The sequence below is a fragment of the Alphaproteobacteria bacterium genome, from assembly GCA_016722515.1.
GTDB lineage: Bacteria > Pseudomonadota > Alphaproteobacteria > Rickettsiales > JADKJE01 > JADKJE01.
In genome coordinates, this window is record JADKJE010000010.1 from 22316 (window position 1) to 43657 (window position 21342).

At 41.0% G+C, this 21342-nt stretch carries 22 protein-coding genes; 8 read left to right on the plus strand and 14 right to left on the minus strand.

From position 1 onward, the window contains the following. Positions 1-83 precede the first annotated feature (83 nt). Positions 84-416, plus strand: a complete 333-nt coding sequence (locus tag IPP74_14070) for a hypothetical protein (GenBank protein MBL0320396.1) — start codon at positions 84-86, stop codon at positions 414-416. Positions 417-438: 22 nt separating this feature from the next. On the opposite strand, the gene IPP74_14075 is transcribed toward IPP74_14070, so the two are convergent. The 4 genes from IPP74_14075 to IPP74_14090 form a co-directional block, all read right to left on the minus strand. After that, on the minus strand, positions 439-2064 hold the full coding sequence (locus tag IPP74_14075) for a hypothetical protein (protein MBL0320397.1): 1626 nt from the start codon (positions 2062-2064) through the stop codon (positions 439-441). Positions 2065-2514: 450 nt separating this feature from the next. Beyond that, positions 2515-2811 (minus strand): hypothetical protein, encoded by a 297-nt coding sequence (locus tag IPP74_14080; protein MBL0320398.1) that lies wholly within the window; start codon positions 2809-2811, stop codon positions 2515-2517. A 39-nt stretch (positions 2812-2850) separates the two neighbouring features. Continuing rightward, the gene (locus tag IPP74_14085) at positions 2851-7260 is read right to left on the minus strand and encodes a calcium-binding protein (GenBank protein ID MBL0320399.1); all 4410 of its coding nucleotides are present in this window, start codon (positions 7258-7260) and stop codon (positions 2851-2853) included. Between the two features lie 12 nt (positions 7261-7272). After that, positions 7273-8436 carry a hypothetical protein gene (locus tag IPP74_14090; protein MBL0320400.1) on the minus strand — a complete coding sequence of 388 codons (1164 nt, stop codon included), beginning with the start codon at positions 8434-8436 and terminating at the stop codon, positions 7273-7275. A gap of 651 nt (positions 8437-9087) precedes the next feature. On the opposite strand from IPP74_14090, the gene IPP74_14095 reads away from it, so the two are divergent. The 3 genes from IPP74_14095 to IPP74_14105 all read left to right on the plus strand — a co-directional run bounded on the left by IPP74_14095 (position 9088) and on the right by IPP74_14105 (position 10975). Then, positions 9088-9765 (plus strand): hypothetical protein, encoded by a 678-nt coding sequence (locus IPP74_14095; GenBank protein ID MBL0320401.1) that lies wholly within the window; start codon positions 9088-9090, stop codon positions 9763-9765. A 111-nt stretch (positions 9766-9876) separates the two neighbouring features. Then, positions 9877-10359 carry a hypothetical protein gene (locus IPP74_14100; GenBank protein MBL0320402.1) on the plus strand — a complete coding sequence of 161 codons (483 nt, stop codon included), beginning with the start codon at positions 9877-9879 and terminating at the stop codon, positions 10357-10359. Between the two features lie 70 nt (positions 10360-10429). Further along, positions 10430-10975, plus strand: a complete 546-nt coding sequence (locus IPP74_14105; protein MBL0320403.1) for a hypothetical protein — start codon at positions 10430-10432, stop codon at positions 10973-10975. Between the two features lie 3 nt (positions 10976-10978). Here IPP74_14105 and IPP74_14110 read toward each other — a convergent pair whose 3' ends face one another. The 5 genes from IPP74_14110 to IPP74_14130 all read right to left on the minus strand — a co-directional run bounded on the left by IPP74_14110 (position 10979) and on the right by IPP74_14130 (position 15363). Next, positions 10979-12052 carry a sel1 repeat family protein gene (locus IPP74_14110; GenBank protein MBL0320404.1) on the minus strand — a complete coding sequence of 358 codons (1074 nt, stop codon included), beginning with the start codon at positions 12050-12052 and terminating at the stop codon, positions 10979-10981. A 138-nt stretch (positions 12053-12190) separates the two neighbouring features. After that, positions 12191-13006 carry a nucleotidyltransferase domain-containing protein gene (locus tag IPP74_14115; GenBank protein ID MBL0320405.1) on the minus strand — a complete coding sequence of 272 codons (816 nt, stop codon included), beginning with the start codon at positions 13004-13006 and terminating at the stop codon, positions 12191-12193. Further along, a complete protein-coding gene (locus IPP74_14120; protein ID MBL0320406.1) occupies positions 13006-13989 on the minus strand; it encodes a nucleotidyltransferase domain-containing protein in 984 nt (327 codons plus the stop codon). Before IPP74_14120 ends, IPP74_14115 begins: the two co-directional genes overlap by 1 nt. A 42-nt stretch (positions 13990-14031) precedes the next feature. Then, positions 14032-14640: a hypothetical protein gene (locus IPP74_14125; protein ID MBL0320407.1), complete on the minus strand. Its 609-nt coding sequence runs from the start codon at positions 14638-14640 to the stop codon at positions 14032-14034. Positions 14641-14676: 36 nt separating this feature from the next. Further along, positions 14677-15363: a hypothetical protein gene (locus IPP74_14130; protein ID MBL0320408.1), complete on the minus strand. Its 687-nt coding sequence runs from the start codon at positions 15361-15363 to the stop codon at positions 14677-14679. A 487-nt stretch (positions 15364-15850) separates the two neighbouring features. Here IPP74_14130 and IPP74_14135 point away from each other — a divergent pair, with 487 nt between their 5' ends. Beyond that, positions 15851-16183 carry a hypothetical protein gene (locus IPP74_14135; protein ID MBL0320409.1) on the plus strand — a complete coding sequence of 111 codons (333 nt, stop codon included), beginning with the start codon at positions 15851-15853 and terminating at the stop codon, positions 16181-16183. Positions 16184-16551: 368 nt separating this feature from the next. Next, positions 16552-16800 (plus strand): hypothetical protein, encoded by a 249-nt coding sequence (locus IPP74_14140; GenBank protein ID MBL0320410.1) that lies wholly within the window; start codon positions 16552-16554, stop codon positions 16798-16800. Between the two features lie 513 nt (positions 16801-17313). On the opposite strand, the gene IPP74_14145 is transcribed toward IPP74_14140, so the two are convergent. From IPP74_14145 to IPP74_14155, 3 genes are all read right to left on the minus strand, one after another. Beyond that, positions 17314-17907, minus strand: a complete 594-nt coding sequence (locus IPP74_14145) for a hypothetical protein (GenBank protein ID MBL0320411.1) — start codon at positions 17905-17907, stop codon at positions 17314-17316. Positions 17908-18093: 186 nt separating this feature from the next. Then, entirely contained in the window at positions 18094-18303 is a 210-nt protein-coding gene (locus IPP74_14150; GenBank protein MBL0320412.1) for a SlyX family protein, read from the minus strand. 1 nt (position 18304) lies between these two features. Then, complete coding sequence (locus IPP74_14155) at positions 18305-18529, minus strand: alkylphosphonate utilization protein (protein MBL0320413.1); 225 nt, start codon at positions 18527-18529, stop codon at positions 18305-18307. Positions 18530-18698: 169 nt separating this feature from the next. On the opposite strand from IPP74_14155, the gene IPP74_14160 reads away from it, so the two are divergent. Both IPP74_14160 and IPP74_14165 read left to right on the plus strand, forming a co-directional pair. Beyond that, positions 18699-19148, plus strand: a complete 450-nt coding sequence (locus IPP74_14160) for a YaiI/YqxD family protein (GenBank protein MBL0320414.1) — start codon at positions 18699-18701, stop codon at positions 19146-19148. A 187-nt stretch (positions 19149-19335) separates the two neighbouring features. Further along, a complete protein-coding gene (locus tag IPP74_14165) occupies positions 19336-20100 on the plus strand; it encodes a hypothetical protein (GenBank protein ID MBL0320415.1) in 765 nt (254 codons plus the stop codon). A gap of 21 nt (positions 20101-20121) precedes the next feature. On the opposite strand, the gene IPP74_14170 is transcribed toward IPP74_14165, so the two are convergent. Further along, positions 20122-20547 carry a hypothetical protein gene (locus IPP74_14170; protein ID MBL0320416.1) on the minus strand — a complete coding sequence of 142 codons (426 nt, stop codon included), beginning with the start codon at positions 20545-20547 and terminating at the stop codon, positions 20122-20124. 192 nt (positions 20548-20739) lie between these two features. Next, a complete protein-coding gene (locus IPP74_14175; protein MBL0320417.1) occupies positions 20740-21333 on the minus strand; it encodes a YceI family protein in 594 nt (197 codons plus the stop codon). Positions 21334-21342 lie beyond the last annotated feature (9 nt).

Consider the following 21342-nt stretch of genomic DNA (forward strand, 5'->3'; position numbering starts at 1 on the left):
CCGAGCATGACGTTTTAATTCCGCACCACATTGGATTGGTTTTGCTAGATGCTGACCGGGATAGAGAATCAGGATATTAATTTATGAAGAAAATGTGGTGTTGGCGCTGCAGGAACGTAGTTCCAATGCTTGATGAAACAGAGTATGCAGAAGCATCTCATATTTATGGTATGTGCACGAAAAATATAAAAAAATTCCGCGAAGAAAATAGAACACCCCTAGCTGAATCCCCTATTGATACATTATTTAAGCCTCTGCGTGACTGGTATCAGCAGAAAACTGGAATGATTAATTGTCATCAGAATGCAATTATACATCATAGAATTTCTGGATATGGCGAGCCATGCAAATCGTGTAGTAAGCCTTTGCGTACACCTAATGCCAAATTATGCGCGGAATGTGGAGCTGTAAAATGACACATTTATATCGCAGCAGGTATTATATATTTCCATCTTGAACTCTTGAAGAAAGCCGCTCCATCAGATCGGCTAAATCATTCCACGCACTCGATGCATGATTAGGAGGGGCTATTTTTTCTTTTTGAAGTTCATTAAAGGAATAGCGTGTTTGCTTATAAGACTCAGCACTGCAGTTAAACCAAGGACGTTGTGCATAATACTGATGCCAGGAAACCAGCAATTGCCATGCCAAAGCACGGACTTCTTCAGATGGCTTTCTTAAAGCAACTAAAATGTTTTTGAGACTTTCTAGTGCACCATATTGGATAAGCACCTTAAGAGCAGACTTTTGTGACTTTGGTGTGCCACTTTCCAATACATCCTCTAACTCTTGCCGTAAATGGCTATATCCGGATGATAAGATTGAAACGGCTGTATTTCTCACTTTTGCATTGCTATCTTGCAGTCCTGATAAGAGCAATAAATCGATGTCCTGTATCTTAAGCCTGCATAACCCAGATAAGGCTAGGGCCCGAATTCTTGGATTGTTACTCCCAAAAAAACCTTTCATTTTAGGTATATCTTCCTGCACACCTGTTTCAGTTAAACCTGCGATCGCTCCGATATTGAGCTTCTCTGGTAATAATGATAATTGATTCCGATACTGGTTAATAAAATGATCATAGCCGTGTGAGCGAAGGATAAAGCGTGCATAATCCCTAATTGATTTAGAAGTATCGAAAATAGCGGCTTCGTAACATTCTCTAAATTTTTCAAAATCTTCACTTGGAATTGCCACAATAGCTGAATAACGAACACGAATTGCTTTGTCTGAAATCAAAATCTTAATTCGTTTTCTAAAATCAGGATTTGTGAGTAAATGCCCAATAACCCATTGCCTTATTTCAGGAGCAGGATCCGCTATTGCGATATTTAATAGCTGATCATCGTTAGGCATTTCTATGGAAAGAGCCTTCCAACAGAAAAAACGTTCTTTGAAAGACATGTTCTTCATGATATCCAGTAACGCTTTTTTGTTATGGGAATCCTGTAATTGATTCAAAATTTTAGAATGGATATCTGTTAATTGTGCGTGCTTAGTTTTTTCTAACCGTTCGATCGTGTCATAATATTTAATTAGGTCTGTAACAGAAATAAGCGGAAGAATTTGCGCTAATACCGCGTTTGCTTTATGTCTAACTTGTACAACCCAGTCATTAAGACGTAAAAGAATGTAAGGAATTGCTTCACGAACAGGAAAATTTTGAAGATAGTGAAGTGCTTCTTCGCGTATATAACCATTATGATTAAATGAAGCCATACCATATAAGTGGACCGCATCATCTGGCGGAAATGATCCAAAATGTTTAAGGCTTTTGCTATTGAATAATCTTTCTCGATCATAATAACTATACTGTCTGAAGAGATGCTGCCAGGATTCGTTTGCTCCCTTTTGTCCAAGTAACTTTCTGATAATAAAAGCTGCTTTCTGCGCAATAAGACTATTATCAGAGAATACATATGGGACTATATGTTGCGAATCATAAAATGTTCCTATCTCACCAAATTGATCTAAAGCATCAAGGTAATCTTTTGTTTTTGGACCACCTAAAAATTGCTTTTTGGTGTTTAATATTTTTAGCAGTTTGGATATTTCTGTTTCCATATTATTTCGACCTTTATGTTGCGGCACGCTTCCTCTATCTTATTCATTACAAGAAAAATGTCACTTAGTGGTGCTCTATTTTTACGTTTAGGAAATTTCGGTCAACCGATTCTTCCGTTAATTCGCCATCTACCGAACTGGAACGGAGCTCGCTTTATCATGTTCTGCTATTACACCCACAACAAACCAGTTTAGGACTCTACACTAGATAATATGAAAATAACTCTATCTTGTCTTAGTCATAACAAATTGCTACCTTCTCCATAGGAGCTTGCCTAAAAGATAAACCTGTAAGGATTACTTACAAGTTCCTCTAAAGATCATTTTGCATATCAGAACAATCACAACATATTGATTTATAATTAATTATGATCAGAAACCATCTAAACTGAGATAATTGACATGGAGCTATTTTCCTGTCTTCGTCAATGGGACACCCGAAACAAGGTTTTAGAGATCTATCAACTTTTCTTGATCTGCAGATAATTGGTTAAATATGGTTATATCTTTCCCTGATCCTGGTAGCTTGAACGAGGCATGAAAGATGGTTTTTGAGAGCTCAATAGCTTGTGCTGCAGAGATATCCGTCTTATTGAAAGATAAGCCGCTTAAGCTTGCTACTGATGCGCAAGAGATGTTCCTCTTGGTTAAGCCCCCTAAAGGTAGAAAATAATGGCAGCAAAAATACCGGATAGCAGGGAAAGAGAATGTCTCAGCAATATGCGCGCACCCTGAAGTGTCGCTCAAAGCCCCCCCTAATTCTTAGGAACATCACCAGGGAAACTTCTAACTAAAAATAAAATCCGTATCACTCATGACAGCCCTGCAGTCCCCAAGCAATGAAACTTCAAAACCATTCTGATCCGAGTGAATAAACGTCTTATTTGCTACGCTATCAAATATCAAACGCAGCTCGCCATCGGTTGTGGTGCTGTTGGTTGTGATATGATTGAATCCAAGCCCTGCGAGGCTGATTTTATCAGCGCCATCCACGAAATCTTTGATGTAATCATAGCCATTACCCGTATGCACGCTATCGGTCAGGCTCGAAAATGTAAAGATATCATTTCCTGCACCACCGGTGAGTGTATCAACACCAACACTGCCATTGATAATATCATTGCCTGAATCACCCGTTAATGAATCGTTTCCTGTTCCACCTGTTATCGTATCGTTACCGCCGCCACCCAAAATAGTATCGTTACCGGCATCGCCACTTAAGCTGTCAGCATAACCAGAGCTGGTAATGGAATCATTCCCGGAATTGCCTGAAATGGTATTGGCCTGGAACGTCCAGCCAACAATCGTATCATTGCCAGTAGTACATTGGTTATTTAAGACATCAACCCGCAATTCAGCGACCGTTTTGCTGCCACCGCTAGCAAAATTAACGGTTTCTAGCGTGTTGGTAACCGGGTCTAATCCATATTGAATGGTAATAGAATCAGTGGCGCTTCCATTAAAGGTAATCTTGAAATCGGTACTGTTGCCCACGCGGCTAAACACAGCTGAGTTCAGATCATAACCGTCTATGTGTAACGTATCATTACCATTGGTTGAAGCCGATTCAAATACCGTATCCGCGCCATCGCCAGAGTGATACGAATAATAATCATCGCCATCGCCTCCTTTCAATGAATCGCTGCCTAACCCACCAATCAAACTGTCATTGCCGCCATCACCCATTAACGTATCATTACCAGCATCCCCACTCAGTGTATCGGCCTGAAGACCACCGTATAATGAATCATTCCCGGCATCACCATGAATGGTGTTAGCAACATTGAGCCAACCTGTTATTGTGTCGTTGCCTGTCGTTATTTGCTTAGTCATCACCTCATCACGTATCTGGCTTAAGGTTCTGGTATCACCATTTGCGAAGGTCACAAGCTCAAAGGTACTGGCGTTATCCTCCAATCCGTTTTTAATGGTGATACTATCCGTGGTGGTGCCAACGAAGGTCAGTTTGAAGTCTGAGGTATTATTCACACGGGTAAATATCGTCGATGCCAGGTCATAGCCGCTGATTTGCAGTGTATCCGTTTGGTTTACACCTCCATTATCATTAATCGTATCCGCTCCATCACCCGTTGTATAAACAAAGGTATCGTTGCCAACACCACCCACCATCGAGTCATTGCCAGCGTTACCGGCTATCGTGTCATTACCATAATCTCCTTTAACTGTGTCGTTCCCTACTCCACCAGAAAGAATATCACCGGAGCTACCGCCAGTAAGCGAATCATTACCCGCCAAACCATCGACGGTATTTGACCATGATCCCCAACCCACAATGGTATCGTTACCCGCCGTTGCCTGATTTGAGATCACTTCAATTCGTAAATCAGCTACATTTTTTGAACCCCCATTGGCAAAGCTGATAGTTTCAAACGTATCATTGCCATTTTCAAATCCATCCGTGATGAGAATCGAATCGGTGCTGCTACCGACAAAATTGATTTTGATATCATTAGTATTCCCAACCCGGCTAAAAATCGCAGCGCTCATATCATAACCGGTGATAATCAGATTATCGGCTTCGTTCAGGTTACCGCCATCATAAATCGTGTCCGCACCATCGCCTATGGCATAATGGTAGGTATCCTGCCCAGCTCCACCCATGAGAGAATCATTGCCTGTTCCGCCGGTCAGATCATCATTGCCACTGTAGCCATTTAACGTATCATTACCGGCATCGCCACTTAACGTATCGTTTAACACAGAACCAGTTAGTCCGTCGTTTCCGCCTTTGCCAATGATATTATTTTCTGTCCAACTCCAACCATCAATAGTATCGTTGCCTTCCGTGCTTTGACCAGCAAAGATGTCTGCGCGAATCTGGTTAGTATCCCTGGTTATTCCATCTGCAAATTGAACGGATTCAAAGGTGGCATAGCCATTTTCTATCCCACGTTGAACGATGATATAGTCGGTGCTGCTGCCATTAAAGCTAATTTTAAAATCAGTGGTGTTAGCAACGCGGCTAAAGGTTGCTGAACTGTAATTATACCCCGATATGATGAGTTTATCGGAGCTATTATAAGAACCGCCATCATCCAAAATTCGCTCGGCACCGTCGCCGATAGCATATAAGAAGGTATCGTTGCCCTGCTCTCCCAGCAATGTATCATTACCAAGGCCGCCTACTAGAGTATCATCACCCACACCACCATATAAGGAATCATTACCTGATTGCCCCAACATGCTATCATCTCCACCACCGCTTCTAATGGTATCGTTACCGCTGCCAGCTTCTATACTATCGGCATATTGAGACGCAATAAAATTATCCGCCGATTCCTTGCCTAGAATCCAGTTTTCTAAAACATGGATCGTTGTACCGGCGGCAGTATTGAGCTGAGATTTGATGGCCGAGACATCTCCGCCAAATTCATCGGCATTGACGACCAAAACTTGTCCAATCTCTTGCCAATAAACTTGCTTTTCTTGGGCATCTTCTGGAGCTAATGATATTGCAGTGGCCAGGACGTTTGTCAACGTGTCGTGAAACTCTATTTTATCAGTACCAATATCATAGGCTGCATGATCAAAAACATCGTGAAGAGGACCTTGCACCATCAATCGCGTTTTCAACATCATCCAAACCATTGCTTCGCTGTCTGAGATTGCTGCCGTTGCATCTTTACCAATAGGGAATTGTTCGCCAACACCGTTGCCGCTGGGAACGGTGTAATCATAATTAAAAATTTTCTCAAGAAACGCCATCTCTTGAGGATTATAATATTCCGTTCCGCCCTCCCTGGAAACGGTACTGACACCCGCCCATTCATAAAGAAAATCACTGATGGTATGATTGGCTTGGGAAAGATCAGAAATTCCTAAATCGGCAACCGCTTGAAGTTTTGCAAGTACTTCACTATGTTCGGTTGCTTCTAATTGAAAAGACTTAACGGTCCCATAACCGCGTGACCATGGTAATACCATGGAATCATAGCTGACAATCTGAGCTAAATTAGTATCATCGCCTACATACTTGCTATTCGCTTGATTCGTGGCAAAAAACACATCTCCAAAACTTCCACCCGCGACAGTTGCATTACCATTAGCATCATTCGTATACCAGGTTGCTTGCCAATCTAAGGTGTTTCCTGCAATATTTGCCCCTGAATTTGTTTTGCTCAGTGACAGTGCTGAAACACCAACTTCAGGGAGGGTAAATAATTCCCCCTCTTGGGTATATCCATCATGGTTTAAATCTCGCCATACGCGCAAATCGCCAAATCCAACATCATTGCTGCCTATCTTTCCGTCAGCATTCGTGTCCAGTGTGCTGAGTTTTTCATATGCCGTAGAAACACTATCGGTACCAAATAATTCATGTTGATTATCGATCGCACCATTTCCATTTAAGTCGTGAACCAATAGGCTATCATCCGTGTTAACCCAGCCTGCGCGTTCGGCAAAGCCGTCGTTGTTAAGGTCGAAGAAAGTACCGCTATCAGTAGTTGTTAGTTCGAAGCCGTCATGATCGAGGTCTAAAACGATGGGAGACAGGTTGCCACTATAACCGTTTGTGAACGCGGCGTATGCAGCATGAGCAAGGTAATTTAAATCAGCAAGCAATCCAGGTAAGGAATTGCTCAATTTTGCACCCAACGAATCAAATTGGCTTACCGTTGAAGCAAATCTGTCACTAATAAATTGTTCCATGTTTTGGAAATTATGCCCACTTTGGAATACGCCACCAAAGCCAGTAAGTGATATTGTGTCTCCATTTTCTTTTAGCGGAATAATTGGTTTTATGCCGGCCGCACTGAAAGCATATGCAATAAAAGTATTTGAATTTTGTTGAAGATGTTCATAATCCATATCCGATCTATTCAGCAGACTGCCAACTGCCTGCATTTTAGCGAAAATAGCCCTCATCTCGGCATCGGTTCCATGCACTTGTTCCTGATAATAAAATTTTAAATCTCCATTATTTCCATCATTACTAGGTATATTATCTCTCCGATAATCCCAATCATAGGTTATGTTTTTTGTTTGCTCTGAGTATTCAGTGAGCTGATCCGCACCTACAGCATAAAAATCATCTGTAAATGAATGACCATCTTTGGGGCCTCCACGTAAAATATACTGACTACCATCGCTTAATGTCATCACAACGAAAGCATGATAGAGCCCCGTATTCCCATCTATTTCTTTTACTCCCATTTCTATTTTAGGCGTGACCATAACATTTCCTTATCAAATATAGAACCAAACATAGGGTATTGTTTTTAATTTTATGTCTCTAATTTTATTCGTGACAACACCGTGCTCGATCACACGAAATACTTCTACCTCAATCGTATCGCTAAAGAACCATGGTCTTTTCTTAACTTCATAATACATAACATGTTTCGGTTCATCATCCGATGATTTATAGTTATTATTGGCAGAAACTATATAAGGATATCTAATACCCTTCATGGTAGCACCAGCTTTAATAAGTGTATAATGAATCAGGTTTGCCCGGCTCAATAACGGATGTAATTTTAATAACTTCGATAATGCTTCTTGATCATTTTTGTATGCGTTAAATTGAAATTCAGGAGCCTCAGAAAACCGCTTCTGCTCTAATTGCTTTTCTGCTTCAGCAACATTCATTACTTGAATATCCTCTAAGCAGTAGAGTATTTTTTTTTCCTTTAATTTCCAGATCACATCAATCCAATATTCTTTTTTGTTCTGGAATCCAAAACTGAATAAAAAACGCGATTTGTGCTGGTCACTGAGATTACTAATAACCGATTCGGGTTCAATAATGGGCACTTTCTTGGCCTTCCATTTATCCATTGCACGATCAATACATCGTGGCGAGCTATTAACGGGAAAAGCTTTAAGCAGCACCGTTCTCATGTCTGCTGCCGAAGTATACTGTGATGGGTCAATTAATTTCTCAGAGCACGGCAATTCATTTCCTGCGAGCTCTGCGGCAAATTCTTTGTCTTTATCTGGAATTTCCCTTACCTGGATATCATCAACTCTATAAATTACATTCTTATTATTTCCTTGATAGATCACATCAATCCAATATTGCTTACCAGATATTAATCCCTGACGATAATAAAGACGGGTTATACGATTCTTCATATCATCAGTAACATCAGGTGGGCTTGCAACTTCAAATATAAGTTTCTTCCCAATCCGATTTCCTGCTCGGTGCATTCGAATTTTTTCTTGTACTCCATCCACACAGATAGATTGACTGCCAGGAGGAATAATTTTAAGCAACACGTTCCTGATTTCGTCGGCAGAATTATATTCTGATAAATCAACCTCTTCCGTAGAGCAGTTCTCACTAGCCCGCGCAAGATAAGAGCTTGCACACACAGCGACAATCATCATTAACTGATAAAATAACTTCATAGTTTTTCTGCCCATATTTCAATGCAACTGTAAACTCACAATAATTGCGTTGCCAACACTACAGAGACAAAATTAAAGAATTATTAATCTTTACCTCTCTTATACCCTACACCAGAGAGGGTATATACTGCCCGAATTTTTTAGAATAATTTATCGCTCAAGGACCATCATATGAAGCCGAATAAGGCAAGAGCGAGTTATAACCATACACGTATTGAGAGAATCGAAAAAAATTAGTCCCAATCATCTTAACTGGAAGTGGGAATTCTTCAACACTCAACTTAATCCGGTTCGTTAGCTATAATTTTAAATAACATGACAAAAGCTGAATCATTATTACCGCTAATGCTACTGCAGAAAGCCTCTTTAAGTGGCAATGAATATGCTTGGCCGATTGAGTGCAATCCCAGAAGTCATCGAAGCAGCACGAAGAGCCCATTTATTAAACATGGGGGGGCAAGTTCAATTTAGATTGCCCAATGGCTCAACGCGGGAATGTTATTGGATAGAGGTTGATACTTATAAAAGGGTTTCTACTGAATTATCTTGGCAAGGACGAGTTGCCTTGTCGGCTAATGTCGCTTTACGGGACTTTCAATTTAATTTTTTAGGAGTACTATCCGCCTTTTACTCTATTAGGTGTTAGTTGTTATGCGTATCACGAAAATGTTCTGCCTTTTGTTATTGACTCTTTTGTTGGGTAGCTGCTCTGAAACACTTATTAAAGAACGTCTCACTTCAGACATGAATCCCACTCCGGAAGAATCGATAGTGGTCTTCAGAACGGAGGTAACTAATTTCAATGCACTAACAACCATTCATCATACGGCCATGACTTCATGGGCACAGGTTACCGGAAAACGTCTTCATACTCCAAAGAACTTCACTAGTCGAAAATCAGGCCTGTTTAATGGAAAGGTTGTTGAGGAACTGAACATTTTAAAATTAGCTCCTGGGACGTATACATTGTATCGTTTAGAGGTCCCCGTGGGCTCAGCGATCTATCGGGTTATAGGTGGAAAATGGGATGCTGTTAAGAATGAGGGCAGCCTTGTTCATTTCACGGTTAAACCAGGAGAAGTAACCTATCTCGGCGATCTTAGTGTTACAATTACAGGAGGAGATTTTATGAATGGAAAACTCTTCGAGCCATATACCTGCAATATGGAAATTAAAGACAAGTTCTCCGAAATAAAGTCAAAACTGTTACCTAACTATCCTCTGCTTACTGAAAAGATCAAAGTTGGTTTGATGAAAATTAATCAGGAACGACGATTTTGTTCAGGGGTCATCAAAGATCCCAAGAAGGCAGATCAAAAGGCTCAATAACGATTGTTTCAACAAAACAGGCAAAACCACGCTCTCGGATTGGGAAGTTGCGGAGGATTAGTTGTGAAGTTTCTTTCATCGGTCACATTTTCGAATAATAAGGTTATTAGCATGATGAAATTGCAAGACAAGATTAATGCATGTAAACATCTCTATCTTCGCAGTCTATCTGAGCCTCGGGATAATTGTTTACGCATTGTTTTCGAAGAAGCCACCCTGGTAAGAGCAAATGCGAAAGATTTAAAACTGGGCAAGGATGTCATGAGTGAAGTAGGAGCTATTGCATCCGATTCGACATGTTCTTTATTTGAAATAATATGGCCCTCCTATGTGATTTATTCTGTTAGAAATGAATCATTTTCTTGCAACGATGAGACAGAGAAATGGGAAGGCAGATTGCTTTGCTTATACTCAAAATCACATTTCTTAGATTATGCTCAAAAAGCCACGATTGCATGCGACGCACATCCTGGCCCCTTAAAACATTGGGGCATTAATTGCCTCAATCATACTATCGATGTTATTTCATATGTGGAACCGGAATTCACAATCTTATCTCGCCAGGTTGATCAGTCAGATAAAAATGCCGGATAGGACAGTTTGTTTAAAACGTATTGAGTCGTATTATCTATATTTGTTTAGCTCTCATGTTAGGTATAGGTCGATGAAAAAAGTATCACTCCTTTTTATATTCATATCTCTCGCTCTTAGTCCGAATGGGGCTAGCGCACGTGCTGCAAAAGAAGCACATATTCCTGATGCCGTGATCGCAGAGATTAAAAGCCTAGAAGAAGGATGCCGTTTAGAAAAATCCACCTCTCAGCAAACAGAATCTAAGTATGATTATGTTAAGCGCGTTGATTTAAATGGTGATGGTGTTGATGATTTTATTTTAGAAGATGCCTATATTCCATGTGAAGCAGGCGCTTCCTATCGGCATGGTAATGGCGGAACGGGTGTCATCATTTTCGCGAATACACCCCGTGGCGTGATAAAAGCATTTGATAAGACTGTTTTTGGAATAACTATTGAAAAACTGGAATCAAAAGCGACTGTGTGGATAAAGGTTGGCGGTCATTATTGCGGGCAGGAAATATTTGTTGATCGAGCTTCTGCTATCAGTTGTGATATCCCTCTCGTTTGGAATGCATCCACAAAACAATTTAATCTTGCTCCGCTCAATCAAGCGCGCTTTCCCCGCAGATTTTGATTATCAAAACACCAGAGACCGTAATTCATCTTCAGAGACTTCCGGGTGCAACTGGCTCCACGCATCTATTTTATCGCTACAGGCTTTTAACTCATCTGGATTCATCGTGGCCTTAAGCGTGGCAAGCCGTTCCTTTGAGTCATTACGCAGGCCATTCCAATATTTCTCATCCTCTTTTTTTCTGTATAGGCTGTATTTATCAGGTTTAAAAGCTATGGGATTCGTTACCTCTATTAACGTGCCAAAATAACAAGCACTTATTTTATTGTCAGACTCCTTATCCTTTGAATCCGGCTTAAGGAATTGTTCAAAGAGATCCTTTTGACGCACCCAGTCACCACTTTCTGCAGCACGCAAACGCCATTCGCGCGCTTTGTCTTCGTTAGGTGAAATATCCGCACAACGGTTCTTTTCTTCGTAGCAACCAGCAATATCTGACTGTGCAGAAGAACATCCTGCAAGCGCCGGTGAGTTATCTCTATAAAATTCTGATAAATACGGCCTGATGATTACTTTTCCTTCCTCTGTAAGCGGTATTTCTTTTATTCTGATTAAATTGTCAGCCGCACTAACACTGCAATGGCGTGCCGCTATTTTCCATAATTTAAGGGCGCGCTCTTTATCTTGAATCACATTATCGCCTTCATAATAGAATTCAGCCAGCTTATTTTGAGCATTGATATTGCCGTTAAACGAAGATAATCTTAATAATTGAACGGCTGAATCATTAGCTTGCTGCGTTCCAACCCCTTCTAGCAAAAACATCGCATATTTATATTGCCCTCTTGAGTCATTAAGATCAGCGGCTTTTTTATACCACTGACTGGAAAGAGTAAAATCCTGATGAAGGAATGGTAGATGGGCGTCTGCATAGATGTCGCCCAGCTCAATCATAGCAGTCGTGAACCCTTGGTTCGCCGCTTTTAAATACCAGCCGATCCCTTCTTTCGTTCGGCTTTTATCTTCCTTAGGTTCCCATTGACAACCGCCAACCGATATCGGATAAATCAACAATTCACCAACCATTAATTGATCGGCAGGGTTCCCAGCCTTCGCTTCGGGCAGATATTGTTTCACTTGTAGTCTGCAATAATTATCCCCCTGTATCCAAAGGGCTTTAGCAGAAGAAGGCAGTAAACATAGCATGAAGCTAAGAAAAATGAATAGGGGTAAAATATGGCGCATGGGTTTGTCTCTCAGGATCATGATTATGGCTCAGGAAATATTTTCTAGTATCTCACGGAACAAGTTGTCGGCTGCCGCGGCAATAGTTTCATTCTTAGCAATCATTTTAGGATGTTCCGCTTTGTGCTGTAGAATTGAGCTAATATAATCATCTATGATCCGGTTTCTTGGCATAAAATCCCCTTCCTGCGATTGGGCTTTACCCTCGATTAATCGTGCAATTTCTTTATATAATTGATTATCCTTCACGACTCCTTCACATAAAGAAGTCATATCCATGGGAGGGAGGCTATTATGCTGTAAAATCCACTGCGTCACCAATGCTGGACGCAATGCATAACAATAGGTTTTGACTCTAACTTGATTTCCCATCTGTTCCATTTGTTCCCAGGCGCGGCGTGCTTGACGGTCATAATGGTAACAAAGTGTATTGGTGTTGGATGCTTGCTGAACAAAATCCAGCAACTTTTCCACACTAAGAGAGTGTTTCTGGTACGTGATCGGTGATACTAGCCATTCTACTAAAACCGGATTGGACTTAAGCGCCAATTGCAGCGCTTTCCGTATGTCCCATCCATTCATGTCATATAATGAATCCAGAGTTTGATCATGATAACTAGGTGTTTCAATAACATCACGCCATTCATTCACTGACAGATAATTATTTTTGGTACGTACGTAAATAAAGCGCACATCATAATCACTATCCAAAGATGGAAAGCCCCAAGCGCGACTACCTGACTCAATTGCCAGGAGCACTTGAACATGGTGGTTCCGTTCTATTTCACTTATTTTGTGGCGAATATAATTTTTCTTTTCATCAGATATAGGAAATTTTGGCAGCATCAATTCTTATCCTCGTTTATTATTTTACGGTACAGTGCTTCAATAAAACCATCGATAAGCCGTTGATCAAATGAATCAGGTAGCGGTGAATAGACCATGGCAGTCTCCACTTCAACCAGCAATGTTTCAATTTCTTCACTCACCTGTTGAAACGGAAGTCTTCCCAACTTAATATCTACCAAATGATTAGCTTCTGGCCGTGGGAAGGTAATGAATTGTGTGGTAAGAAATTCTAGTGCCTGGTGGCCTATACGCACTGCATGCGATAATGCTTTCCAATCCACTCCTTGGTTCCTCTCAGCTGATAGCGCGCGTTGGCCATATTCATCCATCAGTTTTTGTGCTGTGGCTCGAGCTGATTTGATGGAGTTGCTAAATAAAGCCTTCTTTCCACATATTTCAAAGTACTGCACCCGGTTCCCGCTTGTTTCTATTATTTCGCCTAAGATCAGAAATTCACTTTGATGTACTAAAAGATTAAGTTCCTTTTTAACACGTTCTAGTTTAGCGGAAGGGCCGTGGTTTATTTCTGCGGTGATGAGAAAGTCTAAAGCTGCTCTTGCAGCAGCAACACGAGAACCCTTTATACCGTATTTATTGGCTTGTTGTTTACAATAACGCACAAAAGAAGCGGCTTGTTTGGTAAATAATTTTGGAGCCAGAATTTGTATGTCATTCCAAAGCGGATGGGGCTTTTCTCTCATCGCTTGTTGGGGAGCGAAGAGCATGTCTAATGCAACGGTTTGTCCTTCTGCCAACAACTCAAGAAACTTCGCTATGCTGTATGCCTCGTTATCTATGTCTTCAGAGGTGTTTTTCTCACCTTGCATTTTAGGACGTTTATAGGAGACTACAGGTTGAATTCGTTGCAAGAGAATATCCCTGGCATTAGGGATATAAATGGCCTTAATATCGAGATCCGAAGCAGGCGTTTGTGTACCATAGAGATAGGATCCAAATGTCATCTCAACGATTGTCTGCATGCTAATTTTATCCGAATGATTCACTTGTTAAGATTCTTATTTCTATGACTTATTTATCGGGAATATCTGATAATGATTTTGTACATTTTTATTCCCGCTATATAAGGCATCCCATCCCCTGCGGCCTGTTTTGGCCACTTCAGTGATTGGTATTTCACTATAGTCAGGCGTAAAAAATTTTATATTATCAAAGGATATATGCATATCAAGTGTTCTACCGGGGCCATGCTGAAAAATATGAAGCGTGTGTGTTTTGCCATCAGTCCCGTTTTCATAATTCATAGATATTTTATCTTTCCATATTAATTCCTCATTCTCCTCACAATCAAAAAAATCCCAACCATAGATATGCAATCCACCAAAACTAATAATAATATCTAGCAATTGTTCGGGTTGGAAAGGGACGATTTGTGCATCAGGATCATTCCACTCACCATTTCTCAATGATGCACATAGTTGACCCACCGGATACAATATAACCTGTATCCTTGTATCATCAGGCACATGACCTTCTTCATCAACCATTATCAAAGAGAAGGTTATTGCTACCATGCGTCGCGCTGTATCTAATTCCGCTCCCAGGAGTTTAGCTTCGTTAAAAGCAACATTGAGTTCTTTTATTATTTCTGGATTTAAAGTGTCAATATCCATAATTCCTTCCATAGAAATCTATTGGTCATCTCTCAATTATCTTTGCCCACAAACATACTTAAATACTTCTTTCTCTGCATCTAATGCTTCTGAAATAGGCGCCATTTCTGGCTTAAGAGGAAAATACCCGTCCGTGACGAACTGATCTTTATCCACATCATATCCGTTGATTATCATGTAGTTTTGAGCTTCACAATAGAACATGTACGTTGAGATTTTTTGTATGTAAGGTGCATTATACGGAGGATCATAACTCCGCTCGGCATAATCCATTTTAACAATAGCTTTTAATGCGTTATCTTTCTTTTCGGGACTATTGGTATCAAGCCAGGTAACTGTACCTTGATCATCTTTGTGAAGTTGTTTCCACTCCGAAGTCTTTTTGCATTCTTGTGTGATAGCCTCATCGGCAACATATGAATCACCGGAGACTCCTTTCATAAATTGTGGTTTGCCATAACTCTTGGCATTGCTAGGATAGGTTCGTTTGGGCAGATTGCCATATAAATACCACACGTTCTTGTCCTCACATGTTTCTTGTATTTGAGTATAGCCGTATGGAGTTAGATTGGCATAGACAATCCTGTTATCAAAATGGATCATACTTTGGGGAATTTTAGGCAACTTAGTCCGTATAAGATTAGAATCTCGCTCCTGGCTCCACGCAGAAGAGAAACTGGAAAAAAACATCACCAAACAACATGTAACCGTCCATATTTTCATTATTTAATACTCCTCTTAATTTTCCCACTTTTCCGGCTTCATAAAGCCGCAAACCGGCATCGTTGAATTCTCGCATTCTTGGTAGACTGTACCATTTAATTTAAATATTAAAACAGCTTTCTACATTATCCGCCATAGGAATTCTTTTTTAGAATATTGTCGATGGCAAAGGACGTGGGCAATTGATATGCTGAATGACGATTTATCACTGGATGATTTGCAAAAAGATTGTGATAAGATTGGCTATCCGTCAACGAGCATTATTGTGGTCTAAGCTCTCGATTCATGGGGTTAGTAATATGCTACTGCTATTAAGAAGCTTTTTTAAAAAGGCTCATACGCTTGGTTATGAAGCAGCGTGTCAGAGTTTCCGACAAACTACGAATTTATGATATATTCCATCATCCGAGTATAACGTTTTAATTCCGCTCCACATTGGATTGGTTTTCTAGACGCTGACCGGGATAGAAAATCAGGATATTAATTTATGAAGAAAATGTGGTGTTGGCGCTGTCAGGGCGTCGTTCCAATGCTTGATGAAACAGAGTATGCAGAAGCATCTCATATTTATAGTATGTGCACGAAAAATGTAAAAAAATTCCGCCAAGAGAATAGAACACCCCTAGCTGAATCGCCTATTGATACATTATTTAAGCCTCTGCGTGACTGGTATCAGCAGAAAACTGGAATGATTAATTGTCATCAGAACGCAATCATACATCATAGAATTTCGGGATATGGAGAGCCTTGCAAATCGTGTGGTAAGCCGTTGCGTACACCTAATGCCAAATTATGCGCAGAATGTGGAGCTGTAAAATGACACATCTATCTTCACGGTTGGTTCGCACCAACCTATTTTTTTTATAACCATAAAAATTGATTCCGATACTGGTTAATAAAATGATCATAGCCGTGAGAGCGAAGGATAACGCGTGCATAATCCCTAATTGATTTTGAAGCATCGAAAATAGTGGCGAACACAAACCCGCTTTACGCGCAATAACCCTATAGAATAGTGCTTTAATACACGCATAGAAACACACCTAACGACTGAGCTTTACTTCCGTTATGAACCCTGGGTAATGCCATTACGCACCCCTTACACAAAGAGAGCATTTTCGCATCGCATCCTTACGCAACATAACGCATGTTTGGTATTAAACATGAATCCTCATTTCAGGAGTTGTTATGACGAAAATTAACAAAGTAAGAACTGAAAATAACACCGATCACCCCTATGAGCATGGTGCAATTGGGGCCATTGCATCAGCTGCATCAGCCGGTGTTGCTGTAGGTGCCGCCATTGGCATTGCAGCAGAATTTCCTGGCTTGGTCATGGGAGCGGCCATAGGTGGAGCGGTAGGAGCCCTTGGTAGCTTAATCATTACCGAAGAGATGGATCACCCCACCCCTGTGCCCACACGTAAAAAAGGGTGATACTATGATTTAGATCCCTATGCATATGAGTTAAAATCCGCCATCAACACCGGCAATTCCAGGCAGGCATTCAAATCATTAACGCTACTCTTTGAACATACGAAATGAGATCAATTTTGTAACATACTCGAAGAGCTGGTTAGCCAAACCGATCCTGACCTATGAAGACGCTCTATTGACGCTCTATTTCGGAATGATGATATTAACAAATCCTTGCTGTGCGCCATGACTCCTGGCACTAACCATCACCACCCAAACGCCCATCAAACACACCCTCACTTATCCCCCCCCAAAATGCAGATCTGGCTAAATATGTACTGGATACACCTACAAACATCATGGACCAGCCCTCTTCTTACCAGCCCCCCATGCATATGCGCTTGTTTGAAAAAAGCAAATTACGCACCGATATCACACAATTATTGCTCGACAAAATGGATGAACGATTGGATAAAAAAAGAGAGGGAGAGGCTTATCTAAGCTGGAAAGAGCGCATAAAAAACCAGGCAGACTCTAAAATAAATATTGGCTTAGATCATACCATTTATCCACGCAAGCCCTGGCTATATTCTGGCCAATTAGTTTGCCTGCAGTTGGACACGCGGCATTCTCCCCATTTAACACATCAGCACGCAATTTATCGCGGTGTGAAAGTGATTGATAATCAGTTAAGCACATCATGTCAATATTCATATCACCCCCCATTGGCACTTGCTGCTTGGCCTCACTACTGAACTGCCAATTCTTATTAAAATTTCCCATCCATACCACCGTAAAGCGGTTCGATTCCTTTTCCAAAAATGGCTTTAATTGCTCCAGCACCAGTTTGCCATAATGTGCTTCAAGCAAAAATAAATGTTTTCCAGGGTTTAAGGTGAGTGCGCCCTCAACCTTGGAGGCAATTTCATCCACAGGTGTAGCATCTACCGTATACGAATAGGTCAAAAGCGATGAAACAGATGGTTCTTTCGTTAAGTGTGTTTCAATCCCCTCTTTGATATAGCGGGCACATCCCAGATGCAATGTGGGATAAAAATGATGAATGACGGCTTCAGTCTCAGGAGCAATAATCGCTCTGTTCCTGCCATTAGGCCTATATTTTGTCATAGCAACCTCTCTTACTGTTGACAAATATGTATAGGAACTTTTTTATAAATCAATAAAATAATAATTTATGATATAAAGAATCGATATCCATTAAATTTCATATTAAAAAATATTACCCATCCATTTTTACATTTAATATTTTTTGGCACACCCTGGAGTCTCTCCAGGTCATATAAAACATCGCTGCTAATAATGCGGCGGCGGCGGTTCTTTTTCTCCCGATGGCCCGTGCGCTGGATCCTGTAAGGCAGCATCCAGCTTGGTCTGTAATTGCATCACCTTCATCGTCAGCTTCGCAATTTCCTTTTGCTGGATGTGCAGCTCATCGCTCAAACGTGAAATATCTTCACTTTGATGAGCCAGCATTTCCTGAAGCTGTATTATCAACGCTTGCATGCTAGGCCTTTTTCACAAAACAGGTTTTAAGCACCAGTCCCTTAATGGCGGGAGCATTACATTCAATTTCGTCAGGGTCGGACGTGAGGCGGATTTTTTTGATGATAGTTCCTTTTTTCAACGCTGAGGAACGTCCCTTTACCTTTAAATCTTTGATCGGAAAAACAGAATCACCGTCTTTTAAAATATTTCCATTACAGCCTTTTGTTTCAACGATATCCGTCATGGAGCCTCCTGGCTTTAACTTTAAATGGTTAAGTAAGTTGTTTATTTTAATGGTAAATCTGGTTTTAACAACTTAATTCACATGCGAAATAGAAATACTTAGCCGAGCGACTTGCCTGGAATCGCCGAATATGCCACTATAGTTAGGATTTTACCTTACAAAGCTCCCTATGCTAAAACTCTATGTCGATGCCGATGCCTGCCCCGTTAAGGACGAAGCCATTCAGGTGGCCAGCCGCCATAAAATGGAAGTGTTTATGGTTAGTAATGGTGGTGTACGACCAAGCAGGGACCCCATGGTGCATTCGATTATTGTGGAACACGCATTCGATGCTGCCGATAATTGGATCGTCGAACACGTTGAAGCCGATGATGTCGTTGTCACCGCCGATATCCTGCTGGCGCAACGATGCCTGCATAATGGCGCTACCGCCATTAATCCAAATGGCAAACTTTTTACGGCCAATAATATTGGCTCGGCCGTTGCCATGCGGGCGCTTCATAGTCAATTACGTGAAACCGGCGAAATATCCAATTATAACCCCAGCTTCTCCAAACAAGACCGCTCCCATTTCTTGCAGAGCCTGGAGAATGCGATTCAGAAAATAAAACACTCCTAGAACGTGCTCATTAAAAAAAATTAGTAATTAAAGATCATTCAATAGTCAATTTTAAATTATATTGATTGACAACTCTTTCAACTTCATATAAAAAACCTCAGCTCTATTTTGACTCTTTTTTGACATCATAATTTATCTGATAAATTTCAATAAACATGCAAAATTATACAGGAATTAATTAAATAACATGAAATCAATATCCGAATTTTATCAATCCATTTCTAGTATCCATGCCGATCATTACGATGATACCCCTGAACTTGTCGGCGACGAAAACGCCTTAATTCACGCTGCAGCAAAGGGCGATGTAGACGAAATGGCGACCTTACTATTTGATGAACACGTTGATCCTAATGAAACCGATTGCCTGGGCAATTCAGCTGGACATTGGGCACTTATCGCCCAACAACCGGAATCCTATAACTTCTGGTTTGATAATGGTGGCAATATTAACCATCACAATGACCAAGGCTTACCTGTATTATTTTTCGCCTTTAAACATGTTAACATCTATCAGTTTCCTAGACTTGTTGAAACGACCAATGTCCTTTTTGAGAAAAAACAAAGCCATTACGCACCTATCCATTTGATCTTAGGCTGTGAGCGATATGATTTGCTGCTACAACTTCCCGATTTGAAAAAGGCTATCCATACCAATGATCTCTATGGTAACTCTCCTTTATGTTATGCATTTCAACAAGGGTTTAGCCATCAAATCAGGCATCTGTTAAAAAACGGAGCACCCGCGGATGTTACTGATTTACCACGCCAATTGACTAATGATCCACATTCAAAACGCTCCCTTAATTTAACTCCGGCTAGCAAGCCCGAACAATCAAACCATGACCACAACGTCGATAAAGCAACGCCATCACCTAACTGCCAGGTTGCACAGCCCACATGGACTGCGCGCGCGGCCTTATCCAATATCACCAATTTTTACCCGCGCTAATGTCTATCTTTTCTAAAAATCTCAGCGAATCTGGGTTAATGAAACATCCCTGATGATAGGCTTCTTTTCTCGGTGCAGGTAGATCTTCATCACAATTCTTGGGTAACCCTGCTGAGGCACATCCTTAAGCAAGATTTCACCTTTAAAAGGCAACCCGCCTTTTTCTATCTGCTCAAATACTTCCTGCACCTGGACCACTTCGTTTTGCACACATATTTCGATATGCGTAAGCATCAGCAATTTGCCGCAATCATTCACGACGGTGTAACGAATCGGCTGAACCAGCTCACCTGTTTGATCCGACATGATAGGTGCGAATAAAAAAGCACCGTAGAGTTTGACGCTGAGTTTGTTCTTTTGCCTTTTTTTCATCCTGCGCAAAATAAATGGCAGCACCGTCAAGATTGTCAGGATGATATTTAGATAATAAAATTCATTTGGGCTCATACAATGTCTCATCATGCCGTTTCTTCAGCATGACGGAGTTTGGTTAATGATACGTAACCTAAACGACTCTAATGGGGGGCGTTTTGTCCTAAAAACAGAGCAGAATGTTCATCCTCCCATGCAATGGCTGATTTTCCTGGAAAACCAGCCAGCCGGACATAGCCCCCTCCTGTCTTCGTCAAGCATGGGCGCTTACGGTTGACTGATGGTTGCTTCGGTCTCGATGCTCAGTGTAACATCATCGCCTAAGCCAGGAAGATACGTGGTCATACCAAAGTCAGAGCGTTTGATCTGAGCTGTTGCCGTAAAACCAGCGGTCTTTTTCTTCATCATATTATCGCCAATTTTGTTCAGTTTAACATCCAGAACCACTGGCTTGGTTACGCCCAACAAGGTAAGCTTACCATGAACTTTAGCCGTATCCTTACCCGTCATTTCAACGCTGTTGCTGACATAGGTAGCTGAAGGATATTTTTCTACATTGAAAAAATCCTTGGTTTTAAGATGCTCGTCTAATTTAGGAACACCAGAAACACCACCATCGGTTGGAATAGCAACTTCAATCTTGCTATTTTCGGGCTTCTTTTCGTCTAGTACCAACGTACCCACGATATTCATAAATTTACCCGATGGATTTGAAAAGCCGAAATGGCTAATGTGCCAGACCACAGCGGTATGGTTGGGATCGAGCTTATAAGTCTCCGCCGCCCACGCTGGCGCGGAAGCAACAAATACGCAACTTGATACAAACGATAATAATGATGTTTTGATGAAACATTTTTTCATGAATCCCCA